Annotated in this window: 23 protein-coding genes; 10 read left to right on the top strand and 13 right to left on the bottom strand. The window is 65.2% G+C overall.

Annotated features, from left to right (window positions below; genetic code table 11):
• Positions 1-8 precede the first annotated feature (8 nt).
• From WS75_RS30200 to WS75_RS30180, 5 genes are all read right to left on the bottom strand, one after another.
• A complete protein-coding gene (locus WS75_RS30200; protein ID WP_059686196.1) occupies positions 9-2,231 on the bottom strand; it encodes a tetratricopeptide repeat protein in 2,223 nt (740 codons plus the stop codon).
• Positions 2,232-2,408: 177 nt separating this feature from the next.
• The gene (locus WS75_RS30195; RefSeq protein WP_059686193.1) at positions 2,409-3,071 is read right to left on the bottom strand and encodes a PulJ/GspJ family protein; all 663 of its coding nucleotides are present in this window, start codon (positions 3,069-3,071) and stop codon (positions 2,409-2,411) included.
• Positions 3,055-3,486 (bottom strand): type II secretion system minor pseudopilin GspI, encoded by a 432-nt coding sequence (gene gspI / locus WS75_RS30190; protein WP_043179123.1) that lies wholly within the window; start codon positions 3,484-3,486, stop codon positions 3,055-3,057. Before gspI ends, WS75_RS30195 begins: the two co-directional genes overlap by 17 nt.
• A 314-nt stretch (positions 3,487-3,800) precedes the next feature.
• Positions 3,801-4,007, bottom strand: coding sequence for a hypothetical protein (locus tag WS75_RS30185; RefSeq protein ID WP_059686192.1), 207 nt, complete (start codon positions 4,005-4,007; stop codon positions 3,801-3,803).
• Between the two features lie 345 nt (positions 4,008-4,352).
• Entirely contained in the window at positions 4,353-4,958 is a 606-nt protein-coding gene (locus WS75_RS30180) for an alpha-ketoglutarate-dependent dioxygenase AlkB family protein (RefSeq protein ID WP_059686190.1), read from the bottom strand.
• A gap of 250 nt (positions 4,959-5,208) precedes the next feature.
• Between WS75_RS30180 and WS75_RS30175 the strand changes: the two genes are divergently transcribed.
• Positions 5,209-5,796 (top strand): malonic semialdehyde reductase, encoded by a 588-nt coding sequence (locus tag WS75_RS30175; RefSeq protein ID WP_059686188.1) that lies wholly within the window; start codon positions 5,209-5,211, stop codon positions 5,794-5,796.
• A gap of 7 nt (positions 5,797-5,803) precedes the next feature.
• Here the strand turns inward: WS75_RS30175 and WS75_RS30170 are convergent, their stop codons facing one another.
• Positions 5,804-6,952 (bottom strand): metallophosphoesterase, encoded by a 1,149-nt coding sequence (locus tag WS75_RS30170; protein WP_059686186.1) that lies wholly within the window; start codon positions 6,950-6,952, stop codon positions 5,804-5,806.
• 506 nt (positions 6,953-7,458) lie between these two features.
• Between WS75_RS30170 and WS75_RS30165 the strand changes: the two genes are divergently transcribed.
• The 5 genes from WS75_RS30165 to WS75_RS30145 all read left to right on the top strand — a co-directional run bounded on the left by WS75_RS30165 (position 7,459) and on the right by WS75_RS30145 (position 13,409).
• A complete protein-coding gene (locus WS75_RS30165; RefSeq protein WP_059686184.1) occupies positions 7,459-7,752 on the top strand; it encodes a hypothetical protein in 294 nt (97 codons plus the stop codon).
• Positions 7,749-8,798 carry a multidrug transporter subunit MdtN gene (gene mdtN / locus WS75_RS30160; protein WP_059686182.1) on the top strand — a complete coding sequence of 350 codons (1,050 nt, stop codon included), beginning with the start codon at positions 7,749-7,751 and terminating at the stop codon, positions 8,796-8,798. Before WS75_RS30165 ends, mdtN begins: the two co-directional genes overlap by 4 nt.
• Entirely contained in the window at positions 8,779-10,839 is a 2,061-nt protein-coding gene (locus tag WS75_RS30155; RefSeq protein WP_059686180.1) for an FUSC family protein, read from the top strand. Before mdtN ends, WS75_RS30155 begins: the two co-directional genes overlap by 20 nt.
• Positions 10,826-12,382 carry a TolC family protein gene (locus WS75_RS30150; RefSeq protein WP_059686178.1) on the top strand — a complete coding sequence of 519 codons (1,557 nt, stop codon included), beginning with the start codon at positions 10,826-10,828 and terminating at the stop codon, positions 12,380-12,382. Before WS75_RS30155 ends, WS75_RS30150 begins: the two co-directional genes overlap by 14 nt.
• A gap of 319 nt (positions 12,383-12,701) precedes the next feature.
• Positions 12,702-13,409 carry an MgtC/SapB family protein gene (locus WS75_RS30145; protein ID WP_059686176.1) on the top strand — a complete coding sequence of 236 codons (708 nt, stop codon included), beginning with the start codon at positions 12,702-12,704 and terminating at the stop codon, positions 13,407-13,409.
• Positions 13,410-13,455: 46 nt separating this feature from the next.
• Here WS75_RS30145 and WS75_RS30140 read toward each other — a convergent pair whose 3' ends face one another.
• The gene (locus WS75_RS30140) at positions 13,456-14,175 is read right to left on the bottom strand and encodes an autoinducer binding domain-containing protein (protein WP_059686173.1); all 720 of its coding nucleotides are present in this window, start codon (positions 14,173-14,175) and stop codon (positions 13,456-13,458) included.
• Between the two features lie 73 nt (positions 14,176-14,248).
• Here WS75_RS30140 and WS75_RS30135 point away from each other — a divergent pair, with 73 nt between their 5' ends.
• From WS75_RS30135 to WS75_RS30125, 3 genes are all read left to right on the top strand, one after another.
• The gene (locus WS75_RS30135) at positions 14,249-14,692 is read left to right on the top strand and encodes a DUF4902 domain-containing protein (protein WP_059686171.1); all 444 of its coding nucleotides are present in this window, start codon (positions 14,249-14,251) and stop codon (positions 14,690-14,692) included.
• 208 nt (positions 14,693-14,900) lie between these two features.
• Positions 14,901-15,509 (top strand): acyl-homoserine-lactone synthase, encoded by a 609-nt coding sequence (locus WS75_RS30130; protein ID WP_059608485.1) that lies wholly within the window; start codon positions 14,901-14,903, stop codon positions 15,507-15,509.
• Positions 15,510-15,561: 52 nt separating this feature from the next.
• The gene (locus tag WS75_RS30125; protein WP_179948965.1) at positions 15,562-16,320 is read left to right on the top strand and encodes a hypothetical protein; all 759 of its coding nucleotides are present in this window, start codon (positions 15,562-15,564) and stop codon (positions 16,318-16,320) included.
• A gap of 408 nt (positions 16,321-16,728) precedes the next feature.
• Here the strand turns inward: WS75_RS30125 and ribA are convergent, their stop codons facing one another.
• The 6 genes from ribA to WS75_RS30105 all read right to left on the bottom strand — a co-directional run bounded on the left by ribA (position 16,729) and on the right by WS75_RS30105 (position 21,017).
• The gene (ribA, locus tag WS75_RS30120) at positions 16,729-17,373 is read right to left on the bottom strand and encodes a GTP cyclohydrolase II (RefSeq protein WP_059686165.1); all 645 of its coding nucleotides are present in this window, start codon (positions 17,371-17,373) and stop codon (positions 16,729-16,731) included.
• An 84-nt stretch (positions 17,374-17,457) separates the two neighbouring features.
• Positions 17,458-17,808 carry a hypothetical protein gene (locus WS75_RS30115; protein WP_059686162.1) on the bottom strand — a complete coding sequence of 117 codons (351 nt, stop codon included), beginning with the start codon at positions 17,806-17,808 and terminating at the stop codon, positions 17,458-17,460.
• 875 nt (positions 17,809-18,683) lie between these two features.
• A complete protein-coding gene (locus WS75_RS30110) occupies positions 18,684-19,352 on the bottom strand; it encodes a hypothetical protein (RefSeq protein ID WP_156429921.1) in 669 nt (222 codons plus the stop codon).
• Positions 19,353-19,641: 289 nt separating this feature from the next.
• Positions 19,642-19,989: a hypothetical protein gene (locus WS75_RS34855; protein WP_257129482.1), complete on the bottom strand. Its 348-nt coding sequence runs from the start codon at positions 19,987-19,989 to the stop codon at positions 19,642-19,644.
• Positions 19,990-19,995: 6 nt separating this feature from the next.
• A complete protein-coding gene (locus WS75_RS34850) occupies positions 19,996-20,430 on the bottom strand; it encodes a gluconate 2-dehydrogenase subunit 3 family protein (protein ID WP_257129481.1) in 435 nt (144 codons plus the stop codon).
• Between the two features lie 5 nt (positions 20,431-20,435).
• Positions 20,436-21,017 carry a PAAR domain-containing protein gene (locus WS75_RS30105; RefSeq protein ID WP_082729790.1) on the bottom strand — a complete coding sequence of 194 codons (582 nt, stop codon included), beginning with the start codon at positions 21,015-21,017 and terminating at the stop codon, positions 20,436-20,438.
• 416 nt (positions 21,018-21,433) lie between these two features.
• On the opposite strand from WS75_RS30105, the gene WS75_RS33985 reads away from it, so the two are divergent.
• A complete protein-coding gene (locus WS75_RS33985; protein WP_156429920.1) occupies positions 21,434-21,616 on the top strand; it encodes a ribbon-helix-helix domain-containing protein in 183 nt (60 codons plus the stop codon).
• Positions 21,617-21,659: the final 43 nt, after the last annotated feature.

Below are 21,659 nucleotides of genomic sequence, written 5' to 3'. Positions count from 1 at the left end.
TGTCGTGTCTAACGTGTCATCGGCTCGATCGCGGCACGCACCGCCTCGATCGCGCCCGTCCAGTCACCCGGCGCCGCCTGCCGGAACAGCCGCGCGGACGGATACCACGGGCTGTCGCCGCGCGTACGCATCCAGCGCCACTCCGCCGGATCGGGCAGCAGCACCCAGACCGCGTGGCCCAGCGCACCCGCCAGATGCGCGACGGCGGAATCGACTGCGATCACGAGATCCAGCGCGCCGATCAGCGCGGCCGTGTCCGCGAAGTCGCCGAGTTCGTCGTCGACGCGAAGCACCGGCGCCGCCGCGAGCAGCGCCGCGTCGCGTTCGCGCACGGGCTTTTGCAGGCTGATCCAGTCGACGTCGAGATCGAACAGCGGCGCGAGCCGCGAGAAATCGATCGACCGGTTGTGATCGTTCCGGTGCTCCGGGTTGCCTGCCCAGGCGATCCCGATCCGTGGCCGCCGACGCGCGCCGAGCAGCGCGTCCCACTGGCACGTGCGCTGCGGGTCGGCATGCAGATAGGCACCCGGTTGCGGAATCGTCGCTTCTTCCGTGCGAAACGCATGCGGCAGGCTCAACAACGGCGTCTGGCAGTCGAACGCCGGCAACGGGTCGCCGCGCGCGATCACATGGGCCGTGCCAGGCAGCGACGCCATCAGCGCGCGCAACTGCGGCTGCACCTCGAACACGACCCGCGCGCCACGTTCCGCCACCAGGGGCACATAGCGGCAGAACTGCAGCGTGTCGCCGAACCCCTGCTCCGCATGAATCAGCACCGTCAGGCCGTCGAGCGGCGTGTCGCCCTGCCACGCCGGCTGCACGAACGGCCGGTAGTGCCGCGCCAGCTGTGCATCGCGCAGCCGCCATTCGTACTCGGGCCAGCCGCGCGCGAAATCGCCGTCGATCAGATACAGCGACGCGCGCGCGAAATGCGCTTCGGCGTAGTCGGGTTGCAGCGCGATCGCGCGGTCGTACGCGGCAAGCGCATCGTCCGTGCGCGCCGTTTCGAAATGGAGGTTGCCGCGGTTGAGCCAGTTCGTCGCGTGATCGGGGCGCAGCGCGAGCGCACGGTCGAGCGACGCCATCGCTTCGTCGTAGCGATGCAGGTCCTGCAGCACGCTGCTGCGGTTGGTCCACGCTTCGGCGAACCGCGCGTCGCGCGCAAGCGCGGCGTCGTAGCTTGCCAGCGCTTCGTCGTAACGCTTCAGGTAACGCAACGCGGTGCCGCGATTGCACAAGGTCTCCGCCGAGTGCGGATCGAGCGCCAGCGCACGCGCATAGGCAGCCAGCGCATCGTCGTGGCGCTTGAGCTGCAGCAATGCGTTGCCGCGGCTCGCATGGGCGCGGACATGGTCCGGATCGAGACTCAGCACGCGCTCGCAGCGTGCGAGCGCTTCGTCCGCGCGGCCGAGCCGCTCGAGCGCGACCGCGCTGTTGTACAGCACGTCGATCCGCCCGGGATCGGCCGCGATCGCTTCGTTGAATGCGTCGAGCGCCTCGCCCGGCCGATCGAGATCGATCAGCGTGCGGCCGCGCTCGGCCATGATCGCGGCCATGCCGGGCCGGATCGCGTTGGCGCGCTCGAAGCACTGCAGCGCATCGGCCGGCCGCTGCATCTCGCGCAGTACGAGGCCGCGGTTGAACCACGATTCAAGGGAACGCGGGTCGACCATCAGCGCGCGATCGTAGGTATCGAGCGCCTCGTCGAAGCGACGCAGCGCACGCAGCGCGCTGCCGCGATTGCACAGCGCATCGAGCACCAGCGGCGATACCGCGAGCGCGCGGTCGAACGACGCCAGCGCGTCGTCATGGCGGCGCAGCCCGAGCAGCGTGTTGCCGCGGCGCACGAGCGTCTGCACGTCGTCGGGCGTCGTTCGCAGCGCGGCCGCGAAATGCTCGAGCGCCTCGCCGACGCGGCCGCGCTCGCCGGCGATCGCGCCGAGATCCGACAGCACGCGCGTGCCGGGTGCGATCGCGATCGACTGGCGCAGCAACGCTTCGGCATCGTCCGCCGCACCGCGCTGGAACTGCAGGATGCCGTACAGGTGCAATGCCTGGGGATTGTCCGGCTCCTTCTCGAGCACCGCGAGATATTCGCGCGCGGCGTCGTCGAATCGCCCGGCGCTGTGCCAGTTTTGTGCGCGGCTCAGGATCGCCGCCGATTGCCGTTCTCCAAACGCGTCGAGTCCCGACGCCCCCGCGTGTGCCTCATGCCGGTGCTCGACCGTCACGTTCGCCCCCTTCCCGTTTGCCGATGCCGCCGCCGATCCGGTTCGATGGAACCGGTCGCGGCAGCCGTGCTCGTCACGAGACTAACGGACGGCCAATAACAGACGTATGACGAAAGTTACGGACCATTTTGTCCGGGGGACGGAACACCCGCCGAGCCGGCGTCGCGCACGCCGCCGTCACTGGCCGATCGGAATCGTCCGCACGTATTCGTCCGCCGGCGCGCCCATCGTCACCGAGAAGCGAACCCCGCGCGGCACCGGCACGCCGATCGACGTGAAGTTGCTGATGCCGTGCTGCGCGAGAAACTGCGCATAGGACTGTTCGATGTCGGCCTGGCTGGTCGTCCATCCGCCGGGCGAAATCCATACGGAAAGCTGCATCGTCCGCGCATCGTTGCTGACCACCACGCGCGCGAACGCATCCATGCGATGCAGCGCATCCTCGACCTCGGCCAGCGACGCGAGCGGCTGCGACGCGCTGCGCACGAGCTCGCGCCCGTTGAGCTGGTAGCGCACGACTTGCATCTGCGTCGGCCCGCCGCCGACCCCGAGATGGCGCACCATCACCAGTTCGTTCGGGCGGATGCGCAGCGGCGGCCCGAACACCTCGTCGGCCGTGACGAGATTCGTCAGGTCGAACTGCAACTGGGAGAAGTAGCGGCCGAGCAGACGCGTTTGCGCCAGATTCGACGCGATATCGTCGCGGCCGCGGATCGTCGCGTCGAGGCCGCGCCACGACAGCAGCGCGATCACGGCGAGCAGCGCGATCGCGACCAGCATCTCGATCAGCGTGAAGCCGCGCGCACGCGCCGCCGCGCGCGGTTTAGCGGCGCGCTTCATTCTGGATCACCGTGACGACTTCGGCGAGCACGTTACGGCTCGATGCGGACGGATAGACGCTCACCGTCACGCGCCGCACGAGCGGGCTCGGCAGCGCAGCCACCGACTGGCGGCACACGAACCGGTAGCGCCCCTGCGGGCAGGCAAACGTGTTGGTGCCGACGGACGGCCAGGTCGAGGCGATGCGGATCTCGCCGAGCGCGTTGTCGGCGCTCCATAACGCGAGCAGGCGCATGCGCGCCATGTCGGTATCCGACGCGAGCGCGCCGATCGCGCGCATCACGGCGCCGAGCGCCACCGCCACGATCGCCAGCGCGATCAGCACCTCGATCAGCGTGAATCCCCGTTCCGGCGCCCGCGCCGTGCGCGATCCGCCACGCGCATGGCGGTTGTAGTCGGTTCTGTCGTCGCACATGACCTGCATTCTTGTCGATGGGTCGTCGCCCGGCGTCCGGCGCCCGAACCGCGGCGCAGGCCGCATCGCCGGCGCGCCGGGCGCCGTGCAAGGACGTTAAGCGCGGCGTATGGCACACACGTGTCGAATGGTACGGACCATTTGGCGCGGCAAGCGCGGGCGGACAGGCGCGCCGGCGCACCGCATGCGGTATCGCGCGAGTTACGATCGCGGCAGACGGAAGACGGGAAACGGGAAACGATCGGGAAAAAGCCGTCCGGCAGCGGACGGCACGCGGTGCAGGCGATCCTCGGGCGGAATCGACGCGACGGGCGTCAGGCCGTCACGGTGTCGGCATACTCGGCGCGGGCAAGCCGGCCGGCGGCATAAGCCTCGGCTTCGCCGCGAAAGCCATCCCGACTGAATGCAACGACTTTCACCCCGACGCCGGTCGCCCGCTTCACCGTCAGCGCCCATTGCCATCCGCCGTCTTGTTCGAAGACGTGCAGCGAGGGTTCGAAGGAAGGGTCGAGTACGGTCACGCGTTATGCTCCTGCCCCCTTGCGCATTGCATCGGCAACGCACGGGGCATGTCGAAAGGGTTGCGCCAGTATACGAACGGCGCGTTTCAGCCATTCGACAGTCTAGCCAATGATTGTTGCGACGCACCATCAGAGGTTTCACTCATCTATCGGAACCCAACGGTCGATCGAGTATGTCTGAAACCTATATGGGACGGGCCTCAGTGCCGTTTCTGGCCGGACGACGCGACGCTCATGCGGCAACGTGCCGCACATGCGGCCGATTGCTTGTGTCGGCCGTTCCTGGGTCATGAAAACGGGGCGGGAATGGTCCGCCCCCCCGGGCACCGCTGTGACGGCCGGCGGCTACCGGCCCGTATCGACCGGCATCACGCGCCGGAACGTCAGGTTGATGCGCTCGCCCTGCACGCTCGGCGCCTTCGGCACGCGATGCTGCCACTCGGCCTGCGTACGCCCGCGCATCACGAGCAGGCTGCCGTGCATGAGGCGATATGCATGCGTGACGCCGGTCGCGCGATGGCGGAGATCGAACACGCGCATCGCACCGAGGCTCACCGACGCGATCACCGGCGCGTCGCCGAGTTCGGGCTCGTTGTCCGCATGCCAGCCCAGGCTGTCCTGCCCGTTGCGGTAGCGATTGAGCAACACGCTGTTGAAGCGCGCGCCGCACGTCGCCTCGACCGCGTGCTTCAGGTCGAGCACGGCCGGCGTCCACGGCGCGGGCACGTTGCGGATCCCCGAATAGACGTAGACGGCATCCGGCTCGCCCTGCCATGCCGTGAGCCTCGGCAACGGAATGCGCCCACGCGGCGTGCGGATCGTGTCCTGCCGCCACGCGACTTCGCCGATCAGCGCGGCCAGCGCGCGGTCGGCGTCGGGCTGCGCGAGCCACGCCGGGTACCAGTCCACGTCGGGCGCGGGCGTGTCAGAGAAAAGATCGGGCGTCGACATGTCGGAAAGAAACGGGCGATGAACGGGGCGAACAGCGCATGTCTGCATACTAGCCAACGGCGCCGCGCGCCGCCATGCGCTGTCATTCGCCGATGAAAGGGCCGATCAAAGGCAACCGCCGCGCACCGCGATGCGCTTTCGCACATCACGCTATCATCGCGGCGTATCGCGGTGCGCCCTGCCGAGTGCCGCCGCTTTCTTCCGCCATGCCGGCCGGCGCGCCCCGGCCGCTTTCTTTCCGGATCCCATCATGACGACGCTCTCCGATTCCGCCCTCGATCAACTGTTCCGCACCGCGCGCACGCACAACGCGTGGCAGGACAAACCCGTCGACGACGCGCTGCTGCACCGGCTGATCGACCTGACGAAATTCGGCCCGACGTCGGCGAACTCGAGCCCGGCGCGCTTCGTGTTCGTCAAGTCGCCCGAGGCGAAGGCGCGCCTGAAGCCCGCGTTGTCCGAAGGCAATCGCGCGAAGACGATGGCCGCGCCCGTTACCGTGATCGTCGGCATGGACTTCGCGTTCTACGATCACTTGCCGCGCCTGTTTCCGCACGCCGACGCACGGAGCTGGTTCGCCGGCAACGATGCGCTGATCGAGGCCACCGCATTCCGCAACGCGTCGCTGCAAGGTGCGTACCTGATCCTCGCCGCGCGCGCGCTCGGCCTCGATGCGGGCCCGATGTCGGGCTTCGACGGCGCGAAGGTCGATGCCGAATTCTTCGCCGGCACCGCGATCAAGAGCAATTTCCTCGTGAATCTCGGCTACGGCGATCCGGCCGGCCTGTTCCCGCGCAGCCCGCGCTTCGACTTCGACGATATCGCCCGCATCGAATGACGCCTCGCTAACCGCCGCGCGTCAGCCGGATCAGCGCGATCTCGGACGGCACGCCGAAGCGGTTCGGCGGCCCCCAGTATCCGGTGCCGCGGCTCGTATAGAGCCACAGATCGCCGAAGCGGTTCAGCCCGCCGATCACCGGCTGCTGCATCCGCACGAACGGCGGCCACGGCAGGAACTGGCCGCCGTGCGTATGCCCCGACAACTGCACGGTAAAACCCGCGCGGTTCGCCGCTTCCGCGCTGCGCGGCTGGTGCGCGAGCAGGATCTTCGTGCCGACGTCGGGCGGCGCGCCCGCCAGCGCCTGCTCGGGGTCGCTGCGATGCGCGGGATCGAACCCGCCGGCGGTGAAGTCGGTCACGCCCGCGAGCACCGCGCGCGCGCCGTCGTGCTCGATCAGCACGTGCTCGTTCAGCAGCACCGTCAGCCCGATGCGCCGGAATTCGTCGATCCACTCATGCGCACCCGCGTAATACTCGTGGTTGCCCGTCACGAGAAAGCTGCCGTGCCGCGACTGCATGCGGCCGAGCGGCGCCGTATGCTCGCGCAGGCGCTTGACCGAGCCGTCGACCACGTCACCCGTCACGACGACGAGGTCGGCCTCGAGCGCATTGACCGCGCGCACGATCCTCTCGATATAGGGCCGTTTGATCGTCGGCCCGACGTGGATGTCGGACAGTTGCACGATCGTCAGCCCGTCGAGCGCGGCCGGCAGCCCATCGACCGGAATCGACACGCGCTTGACCGCCGCCGTGCGGCGCGCGCCGACGAACCCGATCGCGGTGACGAGCACCGCGGCCGCCAGCACACCGAGCGCCGTGTCGGCTGCAGCGCCGCTCCACGCGCCGTCGTGCCCGAGATGCCGCCACGCGAACACGCCGAGCAACACGAATTCGCGCAGGAACGTCAGCACGAGCAGCGACGAAAAGAAGCCCATCACGAGCGAGCCGGCCCAGCCGAGCAGCGTCGCGGCCCAGCCTTCGTCGAAGCGGCGCGAGAACATGCCGACCGGAATCAGCACGACGAAGCTCGCCAGCACGAGCGCCGCGATCATGCGCGCCGCCGGCGACGCGAACGCGTCGGGAATGATCCGCATCCCGACGTACAGATGGAACAACACGCCGATTGCAATGAACCGGACAAAGAAACTTCGCATGGAACGCTCACCTTCGTTGCGATACGGCTTCCGCGAAATCCGTCACACGGGGCCGTGACGCCCCATGCCGCGCTTCGCGCCATACGTACGATGGTACACAGATCCCGGCTACGACGACCGGTCGCGGCCACGGGTGGAGGCTCGCGTGGCTTCGCGCGGCGATCGGCCGTTTCCACGCCGATTCCGCCGCGTCAGCACGAGAATGGCAGCCCGCCCCCTTTCATCTGACGATCCTTTACAGTCCGTTAGCAACCCTACACGCGCTTACGCTGGGAGAATCGCGACGATCCGCACGCCGCTGCCGAAGCGCGACAGCGGACGAGCCGATATGGCCGCCCGGCCTTTCACGGCCGGCCACGGGGCGTGTCGCACATGCGGGCCGGACGGCTGGCGGACCGCATCGCGCTGCTTTATTATCGGCTCCGTATCGCGGAATACGTCGTCGCGGCGGCGAACCGCAATGCGCCGCGCCCGGCATCCACCCCCATCGTCGAGCTCGCCACACCATGAGAAAAACAACGCCGCGCGCGCCCTTGCGCGTCGCCGCCGTCCTGGCGCCCGCCCTGCCGCTCGCGGGCTGCGCATCGCGCGGCGCACCGTCGTACGAGCTGTTCGGCGCGTATTTCCCGCTCTGGCTCGTCAGCGCGATCGTCGGCATCGTCGGCGCGATCGTCGCGCACCGCGTGTTCGTCGCGACCGGCTGGGCCGCCACGGTCCCTTACCAGCTTGCCGTCTGCACCGCGATCGGGCTCGTGGTCGCCGTGATCGTCTGGCTCACCGGCACGGGGCCGTTCGCATGAAGGCCGCCGGAATTGCCCGCACGTCCATCAAAGGCCGCGTGATCGCGCTCGCGATCGTCGCGCTCGGCATCGCGGCACTCGCATACGCGTACCACCGCACGACGGCCTACCCGTCCACCGACGACGCGTCGATCGACGCGGACGTCGTGCATGTCGCATCGCCTGTCGGCGGGCGCATCGTGCGGCTCGCGGTGCATGAAAACCAGCGCGTCGCGAAAGGCGACCTGCTGTATGAAATCGATCCGGTGCCGTACCGGCTGACGGTTGCGCAGGCGCAGGCCGATCTCGAACTCGCACGCGCATCGCTCGACACGCGCCGCCGGTCGCTGATCGGCGAGCGCTCGAACGCGGCGGTCGCCGCCGAGCAGGTCAAGCGCGCGACGCAGAACGCCGACCTCGCGACGCGCGACGTGAACCGGCTCGCACCGCTCGCCGCGCAGGGCTACGTCAGCGCGCAGCAGTTCGATCAGGCGAAGGTCCGCCAGCGCGACGCGGCCGTGTCGCTCGCGCAGGCGCAGGAACAGCAGCGCGCGTCCGCGCAGACGATCGGCGACGACGCCGACGCGATCGCGACGCTGCATGCGCGCGAGGCCGCGCTGGCCCGCGCGCAGCACGCGCTCGACGACACGGTCGTGCGCGCCCCGCACGACGGGCTCGTGACGGGCCTGACCGTGCTCGCCGGCGAAACCCTCGCACCGAACCAGTCGATCTTCACGCTGATCGACGCGAGCGAATGGTTCGCCGTCGGCAATTTCCGCGAGACGTCGCTGAACCGCATCGAGCTCGGCGACTGCGCGACCGTCTATTCGATGATCGACCGCAGCCGCCCGATGACGGGCAAGGTCGTCGGCATCGGCGCGGGCATCGCGGACAGTGCTCGCATCAACCTGCCGCGCTCGCTGCCGATCGTGCAGAACTCGGTGAACTGGGTGCACGTCGCGCAACGCTTCCCCGTGCGCGTGAAGCTCGACGAACCCGACGGCAAGCTCGTGCGCGTCGGCGCCAGTGCGATCGTCGAGGTCCGGCATGGCTCAGCCTGCCGCTGAGGTCCACTCACCGGGCCTGCGCGAAGTCCTGCGACTGCTCGCGCCGTTTCCCGGGCGCACGGCGATGGCCGTGCGCGTCGCGCTGATCTGCGCGCTCGTCGTGCTGGTGACGAGCGGGTACGGCACGCCGGAGGCCGCGATCTCCGCATACATCGTGTTCTTCCTGAACCGCGCGGACCGCGTGACGAGCGTCGTGCTCGCGGTCGCGATGCTGCTGCTCGTCACGGTCGTCATCGGGCTCGTGATGGGCGTCGCGATCTTCAGCATCGACTATTCGATCCTCCGCGTCGCGTGCATGGCCGTGCTGTCGGTCGGCCTGCTCTACCTGACGTCGGCAAGCAAGCTGCGCCCGGTCGGCGCGATCCTCGCGATGATCGTCGGCTTCGGGCTCGACCAGCTCGGCCTGGCGCCGTTCGGCGAAGCCGCAACGCGCGCGCTGCTCTATGCGTGGCTGATGGTCGCGATCCCGGTCGGCGTCGCGATCGTCGTCAACCTGCTGATCGCACCGTCGCCGCGCAAGCTCGCGCAGGCGCAGCTCGCGAAACGGCTGCGGCTCGCCGCGCGGCGGCTGCGCGGCGATGACGGCGACAACGCGCGCGCCGCGTTCGACGCGAGCCTGCGCGAAGGCGACAAGCAGTTGCTCACGTGGCTCAAGCTGTCGAAGCTCGAAGGCTCGTCGGCGGCCGCCGACGTCGTCGCGCTGCGGCAGGCCATCGCATCGAGCACCGCGCTGCTCGTCGCGGTCGCGCTCGCCGACCGCGAGCCCGACGCAAGGCTGCCCGACGCGTTCGTCGAGCCGATTGCGACGACACTCGACGACATGGCCGCCATCCTCGAACGCGGCGGCTATCCGATCGACGTGACGCTCACGCTGCCGGCAGCCGATACGCTGCCGCCGCTCGCGCGCGTCGTCGCAATGGATCTGCACACGGCGATCACCCATTTCGCGGAACCGGCCACGAACGACGCATCGGCCGATACGGCCACCGCCGACACGCCTGCCGAGCCCGCCACACCGCCTGCGCCGCCCGCCCCCGGCGGCGGCTTCTTCCTGCCCGATGCGCGCACCAATCCCGACCACGTCCGCTATGCGCTGAAAACGACGGTCGCCGCGATGTTCTGCTACCTGCTGTACTCGCAGCTCGACTGGCCGGGCATCCACACCTGCTTCATCACCTGCTACATGGTGTCGCTCGGCTCGACGGCCGAAACGGTCGAGAAGCTGACGCTGCGCATCGCCGGCTGCATCGTCGGCGCGCTGATCGGGACGGCCGCGCTCGTGTTCGTCGTGCCGTCGCTGTCGTCGATCGGCGAGCTGATGGCGCTCGTGTTCGCCGGCGCGTGGCTCGCCGCGTGGGTCGCGCTCGGATCGCCGCGCATCGCATACGCGGGCTTCCAGGTCGCATTCGCGTTCTTCCTGTGCGTGATCCAGGGCGCGGGCCCCGGCTTCGACCTCACGCTCGCGCGCGATCGCACGATCGGCATCCTGCTCGGCAACGTGGTCGTGTATCTCGTGTTCACGCGCATCTGGCCGGTCAGCATCGGCAAGCAGATCGACACGGCGCTCGCGGCGCTGCTCGACCAGTGGCGGCGCCTCGCGCAGATCGCGCAGCCGGCCGAGCGGCGCGCACTGGCCGCCGAAGCGTTCGCACGCCACGGCGCGATCGCGCAGGAGCTCGGCCTGACCCATTACGAGCCGTCGTGGGTGCGGCCGGCCGCCACGTGGCTCGCCGCGCGACGGCGCGCACTCGCGGAACTCGGCGCGCTCGAAGGGCCGCTGTTCCTGCTCGCCGAACGCGCGCCGGGCGACGCGGCGATCGGTGATCGGCTCGCACGCGTGGTCGACCTGCGTGACGGCGAAGCCGCGCCTCATGCGGACTCCCCCGCGCCGCCGGCCCCACCGCCGGGCACAGCCCCTGCCGCGCCCATCGACCCCGCACGCGACGCGCTGCTGAACCTGATCGACACGCGGCTCGCGCACATTGCCGACGACGCCCGTCAAGCCACACCGAAGGAGCCTGTTCCCCATGCGCCTACCTGAACCGCCGGCCGCCTCGATCGCCGCCGCCGCCCTCGCGACCGCCGTCGCGCTGGCCGGCTGCGCGACGTCGTCGATCGATCTGGCGCCGGAGGCGTCCGACCGCCCGTGGCAGCCGCAAACATCGGCCGCGGGCGCCATCTTGCCGGCACCGCCGCTCACGACCGCGCAAGGCGCGCACGACTACACGCTGCCGGCCACGCCCGCGCTCGCGTCGGTATCGCCGCCTGCCACGCTCGATGCCGCCCATGCGTACACGCTGCCCGAGCTGATCGATCTCGCCGAATCGGCGAACCCGCTGACGCGCATCGCATGGAACGACGCGCGCAACGCGGCGCTCGCGGTCGGCATCGCGAAGGCCGCGTACCTGCCGAACCTTTCCGCGACCGCGATGGGCGCGTACCAGACGAGCCACGGCTCGACGTCGACGCTCCTCGGCGACGCGTCGAGCAACACGACCGTGCACGGCACGATCTCGGCGCTGTCGCTGCAATGGCTGCTGTTCGATTTCGGCGGCCGCGCGGCGCGCGTCGAAGCGGCCGAGCAGGTGTCGATCGCGTCGAACGTCGCGTTCACGGCCGTGCACCAGCAGGTGATCCACGACGTGACCGTCGCGTATTACCGCTACGAAGCCGCCCGCTCGCGCGCGGCCAGCGCGCAGCAGGGCCTCGCGAACGCGGACGCGATCCTCGCGGCGTCCCGCGCGCGACTCAAGCATGGCGTCGGGACGGTCGTCGAGCTTGCACAGGCGACGCAGAACCGTGCGCAGGCGAACCTCGCGCTCGTGCAGGCGAGCGGCGCGGAAAGCGACAGCTACCTCGCCCTCGTCTCCGCGCTAGGCATCTCGCCGCTGTCGAAGCCGACGATCGCCGCGCTGCCGAAACGGCCGCTGCCGCCCGCGCTCGGTTCGTCGGTCGACGCGATCGTGTCGGACGCGATCGCGCGCCGCCCCGACCTGCAGGGCGCGTTTGCGCTCGAAAAGGCCAATCGCGCAAAGATCAAGGCCGCCGAAGCCGCATTCATGCCGAAAGTCTTCCTGTCCGCTTCGACGTCGTATGCAAGCGGCGGCACGGCCATCACCGCACTGCCCGCGATCGGCGACCAGGCGCCGACCGTCAACCTGAACGGCAGCCGCTACGGCGGCGGCGTGTTCCTCGGCGTGACGATTCCGCTGTACGACGGCGGCCTGCGCTCGGCCGTACTGATGCAGGCGCGCAACGACGCGCAAAGCGCATCCGCACGCCTCACGCGGACCAAGGAGGAAGCCGTGCGCCAGGTCGTCGCCGCGCAGAACGCGGTGCAGACGAGCCTCGCGTCGCACGACGCGGCCAAGGCGCTCGTCGATGCCGCGCAGACGAGCTACGACGCGGCGTTGACCGCGTACCGCAACGGCGTCGGCTCGGTCACCGATGCGACGATCGCGCAAAGCCAGCTGCTCGCGGCCCGCAACGCGGAAGTCGACAGCTACGCCGGTGCGCTGTCGGCCGCCGCCGCGCTCGCGCTCGCGACGGGGACGATCGGCGCGTCGGAGTCGCCGTCGCCGTGACGCACCGGCCGTTCGCGGCCGGCCGCCGGACGGGTTGACGCCTGCGCGGGCGGCCCACTAGAATGCCGCCCATTCTTCCTTCAGGAACCATCGTGGACAGTTGCAGCACTCCGTTGCGTGCGCCGCTTGCCGCCTGAACGCCTGTCCGACGCAGTTCTCCTGCCGCGGCTCGCGTTCCGCGAGCCCGCACGCCATCCGTTTCACACTGAATGACGCATTCGCGCGGTACAGTACCGCGCGATGACGGCCATCGTGCCGCGTTCGGCCTCGCGCCGCCGCGACACGGGCCGCCATGCGCACTTGGCACGGCAGAACAAACATGACTCTCGATTTCGCACTCCGTCTTTTCACCGCGTTCGCCTGCGGCGTCGCGATCGGCCTCGAACGCCAGATGCGGCAACGCACGGCCGGCCTGCGCACGATCACGCTCGTCGCGAGCGGCGCCTGCCTGTTCGTCACGCTCGGCGTGCTGACCGGCAACGGCGTGGCCGGCGTCACGCAGATCGCCGCGTACGTCGTGTCGGGCGTCGGCTTTCTCGGCGGCGGCGTGATCATGCGCGACAAGGGCTCGATCCAGGGCATCAACACGGCCGCGACGCTGTGGTGCTCGGCCGCCGTCGGCGTGCTGGCCGGCTCCGGGCACTTCGTGCCGGCACTGGCCGGCACGGGCGTCGTGCTGCTCACCAACACGGTGCTGCGCGGCGTCAGCCAGGCGATCAACGCGACGCCCGTGTCGAATGCCGACCTCGTGCGCGAATACCAGATCACCGTGATCTGCCTGGCCGCCGACGAAGTGCACATCCGCACGCTGCTGTCGAATTCGATGTACGCGAAGCCGCTGTCGTTCCAGAGCCTGACGAGCGAAGACGTGCCCGACCAGCCGGACCGGCTGAAAGTGACCGCGACGCTGAAGCTGCATCCGAAGGATCAGCAGAAGCTCGAGCAGATCGCGAGCCGGATCAGCATGGAGAAGAGCATTTCCAGCGTGAGCTGGACCGCGAAGGAAGCGGAGCCGATGATGGAGTGAGCGGCGGCGGCCGGCGCGGCACGATCGCCCCGCCGCCAGCGCCGGATCAGGGTGTCTCGATGAGTCCGGCCGCGATCGCCTTGACGACCGCCTGGACCTTGTTGGTCGCGCCGAGCTTCTCGAGGATGTTGTTCACGTGGAAGTTGACCGTGCGCTCCGAGATGCTGAGGATCTGGCCGATCTCGCATGCGGTCTTGCCTTCGGCCGTCCAGCACAGCACCTCGCGCTCGCGCGCGGTCAGCGTGACGTTCGACTCCGGCGACAGCTTCGGCACCATGAAGCGGCTCATCAGCGAATGCGACAGGTTCGCGAGCCAGTTGGTCTGCAGCGTCAGCATGTTGATCTCGGCCGGCGTGAGCCGGTCCGCGTGACGCGCGATGCTCAACAGCCCGAACGCGCCGCGCGCCGCCCAGCTCGACTGCGCGACGCCCACCGACAGCCCGTAGTCGCGCGCGTCCTGCCACAACGGGCACGGCTCGATCCGGTCGACGTCCGGCCAGACGATCATGTTGGTACTGAGCGCGCCGTCGCGAACCGTCGAGTCGATCTCGATGTAGTTCTGCGCCTGATAGTGCGCCATCCAGCCGTCCGGATAAGTATTGAAGATCGCGACGGCCGGCTTCGACACCGGCAGCGGCACACGAATGCCGTAACAGCAATATTCGAAGCCGAGGCGTTTAGAATAAGCGGCGATCCGCTGGAAGAGCTGCTGCTCGTCTTCCGCGGCGCTGAATTGTTGGTAGGCATCCTGCCAGCGCAGTTCCATTCAATCTCCGACAACGTTACGCTGTCATACCTGTCAGGTGCCAGCACCGGTTCGGGGCTGATACATTCCGCGCATGACTTCACCTTTGTTGCATCCGGTCCGCGGCCCGTCTCCGGACGGCTACGTGCGCCTGTCCGAAAGCGCACTGGCCGCGCTCGTGCTCGACCACGTCGCGAGCGGCCTCGATGCATCGCTGCTCGCGGAACTACGCGACAGCGCCATCGACGCGCGCCTGGCCGGCTACACCGAATGGCATCGCCCGGCCAGTGCCGGCGTCGCATACCTGACGGTCGGCTGGGACTGGTATCTCGAGCGCGCGACGGGCACGTTCGTGATCGCGGGCGGCGACGTTCGCAGCAACATCATGGCCGTCGACGCCACCGGCGCCGATCTCGGCATGTTCCGCACCGCCGCCGTGCTCGCCGCGCGGCTCGTACACGTCGACTGGCCGGCCGCGGTCGCATCGTCGCTGCTCGGTCGCAACGACGCCTATCATGCCGGTCCCACGCTCCAGTGACAACCGACCGCGCTTTCCTCTGACATTTCCGTACGACTGGCGCTCTTTATAAGCAAAAGCCGCCCGCATTTCAATCCCGCCGATCAGGAAATCGATACCATCGGTCAAATGGTATCGACCACTCCCACCCTGTAAGAGTTACCAGTTACCGCCCCCTCGGGACGCGCGATGTAATGCGTGCATACCAAAGTACAGATCCGAGGACACCATGCGGACCTTCGTTCACGAGGAAGGGCGGTTGCCACACGAACTTGCAGCGGATCTCGGGCGCTATCGGCGCCGCGTGTTCGTCGAGCAGCTCGGTTGGGCGCTCCCGTCGGCGAACGAAAGTTTCGAGCGCGATCAGTTCGATCGCGACGATACCGTCTACGTGTTCGCGAGAAACGCCGACGGCGACGTGTGCGGATGTGCGCGCCTGTTACCGACCACGCGCCCGTATCTGCTGAAGTCGCTGTTCGCCGACCTGATCGCCGACGACGTCGCGCTGCCGGAATCGGCAGCCGTCTGGGAGCTGTCGCGGTTCGCGGCAACCGGCGACGAAGGCGCTCCGGGCAATGCCGAGTGGGCCGTCCGCCCGATGCTCGCCGCGGTCGTCGAATGCGCGGCGCAACTGGGCGCGCGGCAGTTGATCGGCGTGACGTTCGCGAGCATGGAGAGGCTGTTCCGCCGGATCGGCGTGCACGCGCACCGGGCAGGCCCCCCGAAACCGGTGGATGGTCGTCTGGTTGTCGCGTGCTGGATCGATATCGATCCGCAAACGTTTGCCGCACTTGGAATTGAGCCGGGACGGGCTGCCCGGCAGGCCATCGCCGCCTGAGCCGGAACGCGCGTAGTCCGGCCAGGCGGCATCCTAACGAAGGAGAACCACCGTGGACCAGTCTCAGGTCTTTCGCGCGATGATGCCCGGGTTGACGGGTAGCGGCGGCGCCCGCATCGCAGTCACCTACCCGTCGTTTCCGCGGCCGCTGCCGCTCGTCCGGCTCGATCGCAACGGGCTCGTGTTCCGGGCGGCCGGCGCCGCACCGCTCGTGTGCGGGTTGCCGCGCGCGGCGACGCTACTGGTTGCGGACGAGCCGCTCTGCTCGCTGCGCCTCGTGATCCGCGACGTCGCCGCAATCGGCCACGGCCAGCACGACCTGACGATGCAGCCGTCCGGGGCCGCCGGCGACGAACTACTGTGGCACGCGCTGCGCGACCGCGAACCGTACCGTCAGATCGGGCAGCCGCTTGCGCCCGTCGATGCGGCCATGGCGCCGAACGGCGAGCCGCAGGCCGTCGGCGCCGCGCAGCGTCCGTCGCGCAGTGCGGCGTTCCGTCTGCGCTGCCGCAGCGATGCGCTGTTCTTCGCCGACTGGCTCGAATATCACTTCGACGAGCTGCGCGCGCTGTCGCAACGGCACGGGCCGCAATTGCAGCTCAACCAGCTGCAACGGCAAGTCACCGACGACGAGGTGGGTGTGCGCTTCGTCTACGACATCGACGGACACGCGACGCGGCACGCGCTGAACGACTGCGCGCGCGAGGCCTGTGCGTGGATCGAGATGGAAATGCGCGACAAGTACGCGGTGCCGGTTGCGCGGGAGCGGTTCGGCGCGTTTGCGGCGCATGCACGGGCAGGCGGAATGTGAGAGCGGCAGCGGCTGCGCGGACACAGCCAGGAAAACTCACCAACGTTGCGTTGCACAATTACAACTAGGGCTTGCCAGCCCTCGGGTTTTCCCTTAAAGTTACATCCGTCTCCTCCATGTCTCCAAACATGGATTCAGCCCGCTCCAGTAGCGGGCTTTTTCTTGCCTGCGATAATTTATCGGGGACATATCGTCTCCGCTATCCGCACATCTGGCCGGGACCGCAGCGCAGCATTCTCGGTCTGGCGCATCGAAATGCTACGCCAGAGCGCCAAATTTTCGGCTGTCTCGTCGAGTGAAGACAAGTCACCTGGAAAACGCAACTTTCGGCTCGAACCCTTGACCACAAAGGCTTCAAGGCACGAAATCCCGATGACACAAGGGACTCCGAAGAGTCCCTTGTTTTCGTTACTCGTTTTCCTCGAAGTAATGCCCGAACTTCGCCTGCTTGGTCCGGATGTAACGCTCGTTTTCCTCGCGTACGGGTACGGCGAGCGCCACGCGTTCGCAGACGGGAATGCCGTGCTTCACGAGCGTGTCGAACTTCTTCGGGTTGTTGCTCATCAGTCGCACCGACGTCACACCGAGGATCCGGAGGATCGCTGCGGCCGAGTCGTATTCGCGGGCGTCGTCGGGCAAGCCGAGATCGAGGTTCGCCTCGACGGTGTCGCGCCCTTGCTCCTGCAACGCGTATGCACGAATCTTGTTGCTCAGGCCGATGCCGCGCCCTTCGTGGCCACGCAGATACAGCAGCACGCCGCGGTCTTCCGCCGCGATGTAACGCAGCGCGAGATCGAGTTGCTCGCCGCAATCGCAGCGGTAGGAGCCGAACACGTCGCCGGTCAGGCATTCGGAATGAAGCCGCGTCAGCACGGACTGCTCGCCGGTGACGTCACCCATCACGAGCGCGAGATGTTCGGCATCGCTGCCCGATACGCGGAATGCGTACGACGTGAACGTACCGTAGCGCGTGGGCAGCGACGCGGTGGCGACGAGTGTCACGCACTCGTCGGCCTGGCCATTGCCCTGCGTGGGCAAACCTGAATCTGTCATAAGCAATTGATTTGATGGAGTTTCTTCGGTCTGTCGCGTAAGTTGTCGCGTAAGTACAAAAATACAGACCTCGACTGATGGAGTTTACCTCACTGGACCCCGGTGGGTACTTTGGCGCAGGAGGCCGCGCGCCACTTGCCTAACCTCGTTGGGGCTGGCGTGAACTGGACTCCAGCGGGTCCGCGCGCCCTGCTTCACGACTGACGCTGATAGGTCGATTAACTCCTGCCGGATCGCCGCATGGACCGGCGCATTGAGCACGGTTGGTGCGCGGCGCGCAAGCTCGGTCACGATCGGTAAATCGCGTTGTAGGATCGCAACGATATGCGCCACAAGGTCCGGCCGCTCACGTGTGGAGCGCTTGATTTGTTCGACGGTGATCGGCGCTCGGGCAATGGGCGCGAGCGCGTCGGGCGTCAGATAGTCGGGATTCATAGACTGAACAGTTTATCGTAGGGACGTTACGCGTTTTACTATCGTCCCAGTCTACTTAGTGACGAAGAGTTACCCACCGGTCGCCTCGCCTGCGCCCTACCGCCGCCTTGACACTACTGGTTCCCGGCAGGCCGCGTCATAGTTCAACCTTTGCCTTAGAATTTCAGGACCGGCAATTAGCAGGCTGTCAGCAACGTTCGTCTCCGCCAGTTCAGCCAAGAAATTCGGTCGCTCCGGCCAGACCGTCCGTCTATTTTTAAGCTCTTCGATATAAATGTCTGGCGCAGAAATCCTCTTGAATTTCTCACCCACTCCGTCATTCAGTTCAAAGAAATATGGATTTATCACCGGAAGATAAATGTAGGGTGCGTAATCGAAATCATCATCCTCACCAAATACACCGGGCAGTCTATTACACACTCTACCGACCATTTGCGAAAGCACATCACCCGGTGGCGCTCTGTACCATTCAGACGGATCTCCTGTCGGGCGACGAATATTGCTTCCGGCACATTTCCATGTCACATACCGCTCAATTGATTTTATTTCACCATGAAGTGCGGACGGAATGTGAAAGGCAGCAAATAGCGTGTAATAGGGGTTAGTCGCCGCCTCCCACGCGCGCGACCACAGCGACCTTGTTGTATTACCGATTTTCGTCTGGGTTAGGTCACGGGGATCATAACAAAGATATATCCAACCTCGCGCCCTTGGACTTGGACCACCCAGATGAGACGGATTATCGATATCGAGATAGAGAGGTATGCTTTTCGTGTAGAGTCCGGCAACAGGCTAAAGAAGCGGCCCCGCATCCGATTTGAATGGCGGGGCCGTCCTCTTGGAATATAGCACCCCATCAGATTACTGACGCCCGATCAATGAAGCCCGTGCGCTCTCGCTGGCGGCGCTTCATCCGCGTATCCAGCTATCCACGTATCGTCCTGCGTGCTGAACACCGCCCAAGGCCCCGCCTTATCGGTTCGCGCACGACACACGCCCAGCCGCGCTACAGCCGTCTGAAAGAGCCGGTCGAATGCTGCCTCATCTAGTTCGTCCACAGCCTCTAGTTCCCGCTCGTATCCCTTCAGACCCAGCGCTTGCCACTCGTCCCGCATGAAGTCAAACGCCCATTGGTTGAACGAGAACGTTACCTCGCCCGAGTTCTCCGGGATGCTGAACGGTATCGGTATGTAGCGAACGCGCGGAGCGTGCACGCATATCACATCGGTATGCGTCTCCATCGCGAACCCGTAAGCCATCATGCAAACCAGCGGGCCATCTATGCCGTTCGCGTGGTCCAACAGGTCAAATTCCTGTAACGGAATCGCTTTCCAGTGGGCGCTATCGTCGTCGCTGTGGTACTCGTTGCGCAGGTATGCGTACATGTGCGCCAGCAGGCGCGAAACGAACACGACCGGGCCGGAAATCCCCTCTTGGGCCGATCCTGTCCAAGCGGGCTCTATGAACGGCCCGGACTTCAGCACGCGGCGGCGCACCACAACCAACAGCGAAAGCGGAGCAATGTATGGTGTTTTAACCGTCATCTTCAATATCCCTATACTTCAGGGATTGCACCCTCAATTAAAATCAATTACTCGAATCACAATCAGTGACACCAGAAGAATCAAGGCGGATACTATTACAACAGGCAATGATAGAAAGATCGATAATTTAGACGGACCGGGCCTTTTATCATCAGACTCTGAATCATCGTCAAACCCCCAATCCTCAGCCTTCACACTCGAGGCAACCTTTATTGCACTGCCCGCAAGCAATACTAGGCAGATAACGATTAGGGCGACCAAGCTGTTGTAGATCATATTGATTTGCGAGTTAGTTGTTGATCCAGTGGTTAAAAACCTCTAGCTCATCTTGATAAACATCATTTGCGACCTCGCCAGCCATCCCGCCTACACCGCTACCAATAAGGACAAGCGCAGCAGCACATGCAGGTTCAGCAGGACCGCACACGAAGGAGACAGCAAGACCCGCTAGGCTTCCGCCAATCATACCACCCGCAATGATGCTCCCTTGGCGCGAAGCTTCACGCACTTTGTTTTTTGAACCTGTTACCTCATAAACCGCAAGGAGAGCCGTTACCAGTATCCCAACTTTCGAAAGAATTTGTAGCCTTCTGACTTTTACCGTTACCCCTGTATTTCCGCCGCCCGCCTTCTGCAAGATTTTTTAATACACTGCAGCTCGCTCTTTCTCGGATAGCTGAACAAAATCTTTGCCGAATTGTCCCTGTGCGTACTTGTTCAAATAATAATCGAACCCGCGCGCTTCGAGTTTCAACTTTTCCGCGCCAGCCACTCCAACAGCTGAAGTGTATTTTCTATACTCAACAAACAGATTATCCCGCAGTTGACTGCAATATTCGGCACCCTCTTTTACTGTAAGATTGCCATGCGCCACGTCCTGTCTAACTTGGTCGGAAATCTCCTTGATATGGCGAATATATTGCTGACGAACCTTATCGTCACCTATGGCATTCGCAGCAAAAGTCGTAGCGATAGATTCGTAGGAAGCAATAGCACCCTCAAGAATCCCACCGCTAATTTCGTGAGTCTTTTTGGTGTTATACGAACCTTCGGCAACGGTATGAGTATTGTTCGGCATTTCGTTTATCCCACCATCGCACGAAGAATATTATTCATCACGGAACCCTGAGACTGGCCGGATGATCCGATTTTCACCTCAACCTTTTGACATGGTGAGGAATTAGTTCGGTTGAAATGCGCGACGTTATTGGAGTCGAAAAAACCTTCCTCGACCGTTCCATCAGAGAAATGGGCGAGACAGCGCAACCCCTCACAACTACCAGCATCTTTCAGTGCGAAGCGAATCCAATGCTCGCTTGGCGACTCCACGGCCGAAGCCAGACCACTTGCGACAAATCCCATGTCCGCGAGGTTCTGAGACTCGAAGCTCTCAAACATGGAGTTCTGCGACGCGAGCATGACGGGATTGGGGTAGCACTTACAGACGCACAAATCGCCTTCCAGCGCTGGCTCTTTCCCCATCATATTGTTGGGCCACCGCGGCCCCTTGGGGACGATTCGGCCCGTTGACTGGCATGCAGGACAGACCACCTGGGCACCCAGATAGGTCAATTCAGTTCCGTGATGGTAGCAACTCGGTATGCCCTCGATAACCGTCCCACCGGCCGACGACTTGTCACCCACCTTCAGGTAGCTCCTTCGCATCTTCTCAGGCTCCTTATCCGTATGATGAATTATACGCACAACATGTGTACGTCATTTTTCCCGCCGCGTCTATCAGATGAGTCCGAATCTGATGATCTTTGAGATTTACCGCATTATTTAATAAAAAAGCCCGTGCGATCAAAGGTGAACGCACAGGCACGAAATACCGCACAACCGAGGCTGGTATGCGGGGACTATGAGAGTCCATTCTACAGACCGTCCGGGCGAACAATCGTTCGAATAGTGATTCTTTTACAGACCAAACGTACTGTATAGCGACTTTTATTAAAAAGTGTACAGGTCGGACACCGCATTTTACCCGCGCACGCTCTAATTTCATGGCATAGGAAAAAAATTTATACATTTCCCAAAAACACCCGTAAATATTAATTAATTATGAATATTTGGGGGTTGCCATGAGTACTCTGGACGAAAGACTGAAAAAGAATCCCCCCGATGTTGAACGCTTCAATATCGATTTACCAAGGAAAATGAAAGCAGACCTCAAGACATACGCTAAGGCACGCGGCGTCACGGTTGCCAAGCTTCTGCGCACTTTGATCGAAATCAGCATCTACCCTGACGCAAAAGCAGACTAAATAAAAAGCCCCGTACCGGTAGGAGCCGAGTACGGGGCAAGGA

This window comes from Burkholderia sp. FL-7-2-10-S1-D7 (assembly GCF_001524185.1).
GTDB lineage: Bacteria > Pseudomonadota > Gammaproteobacteria > Burkholderiales > Burkholderiaceae > Burkholderia > Burkholderia diffusa.
This window is presented reverse-complemented; position numbering and strand designations above follow the sequence as displayed.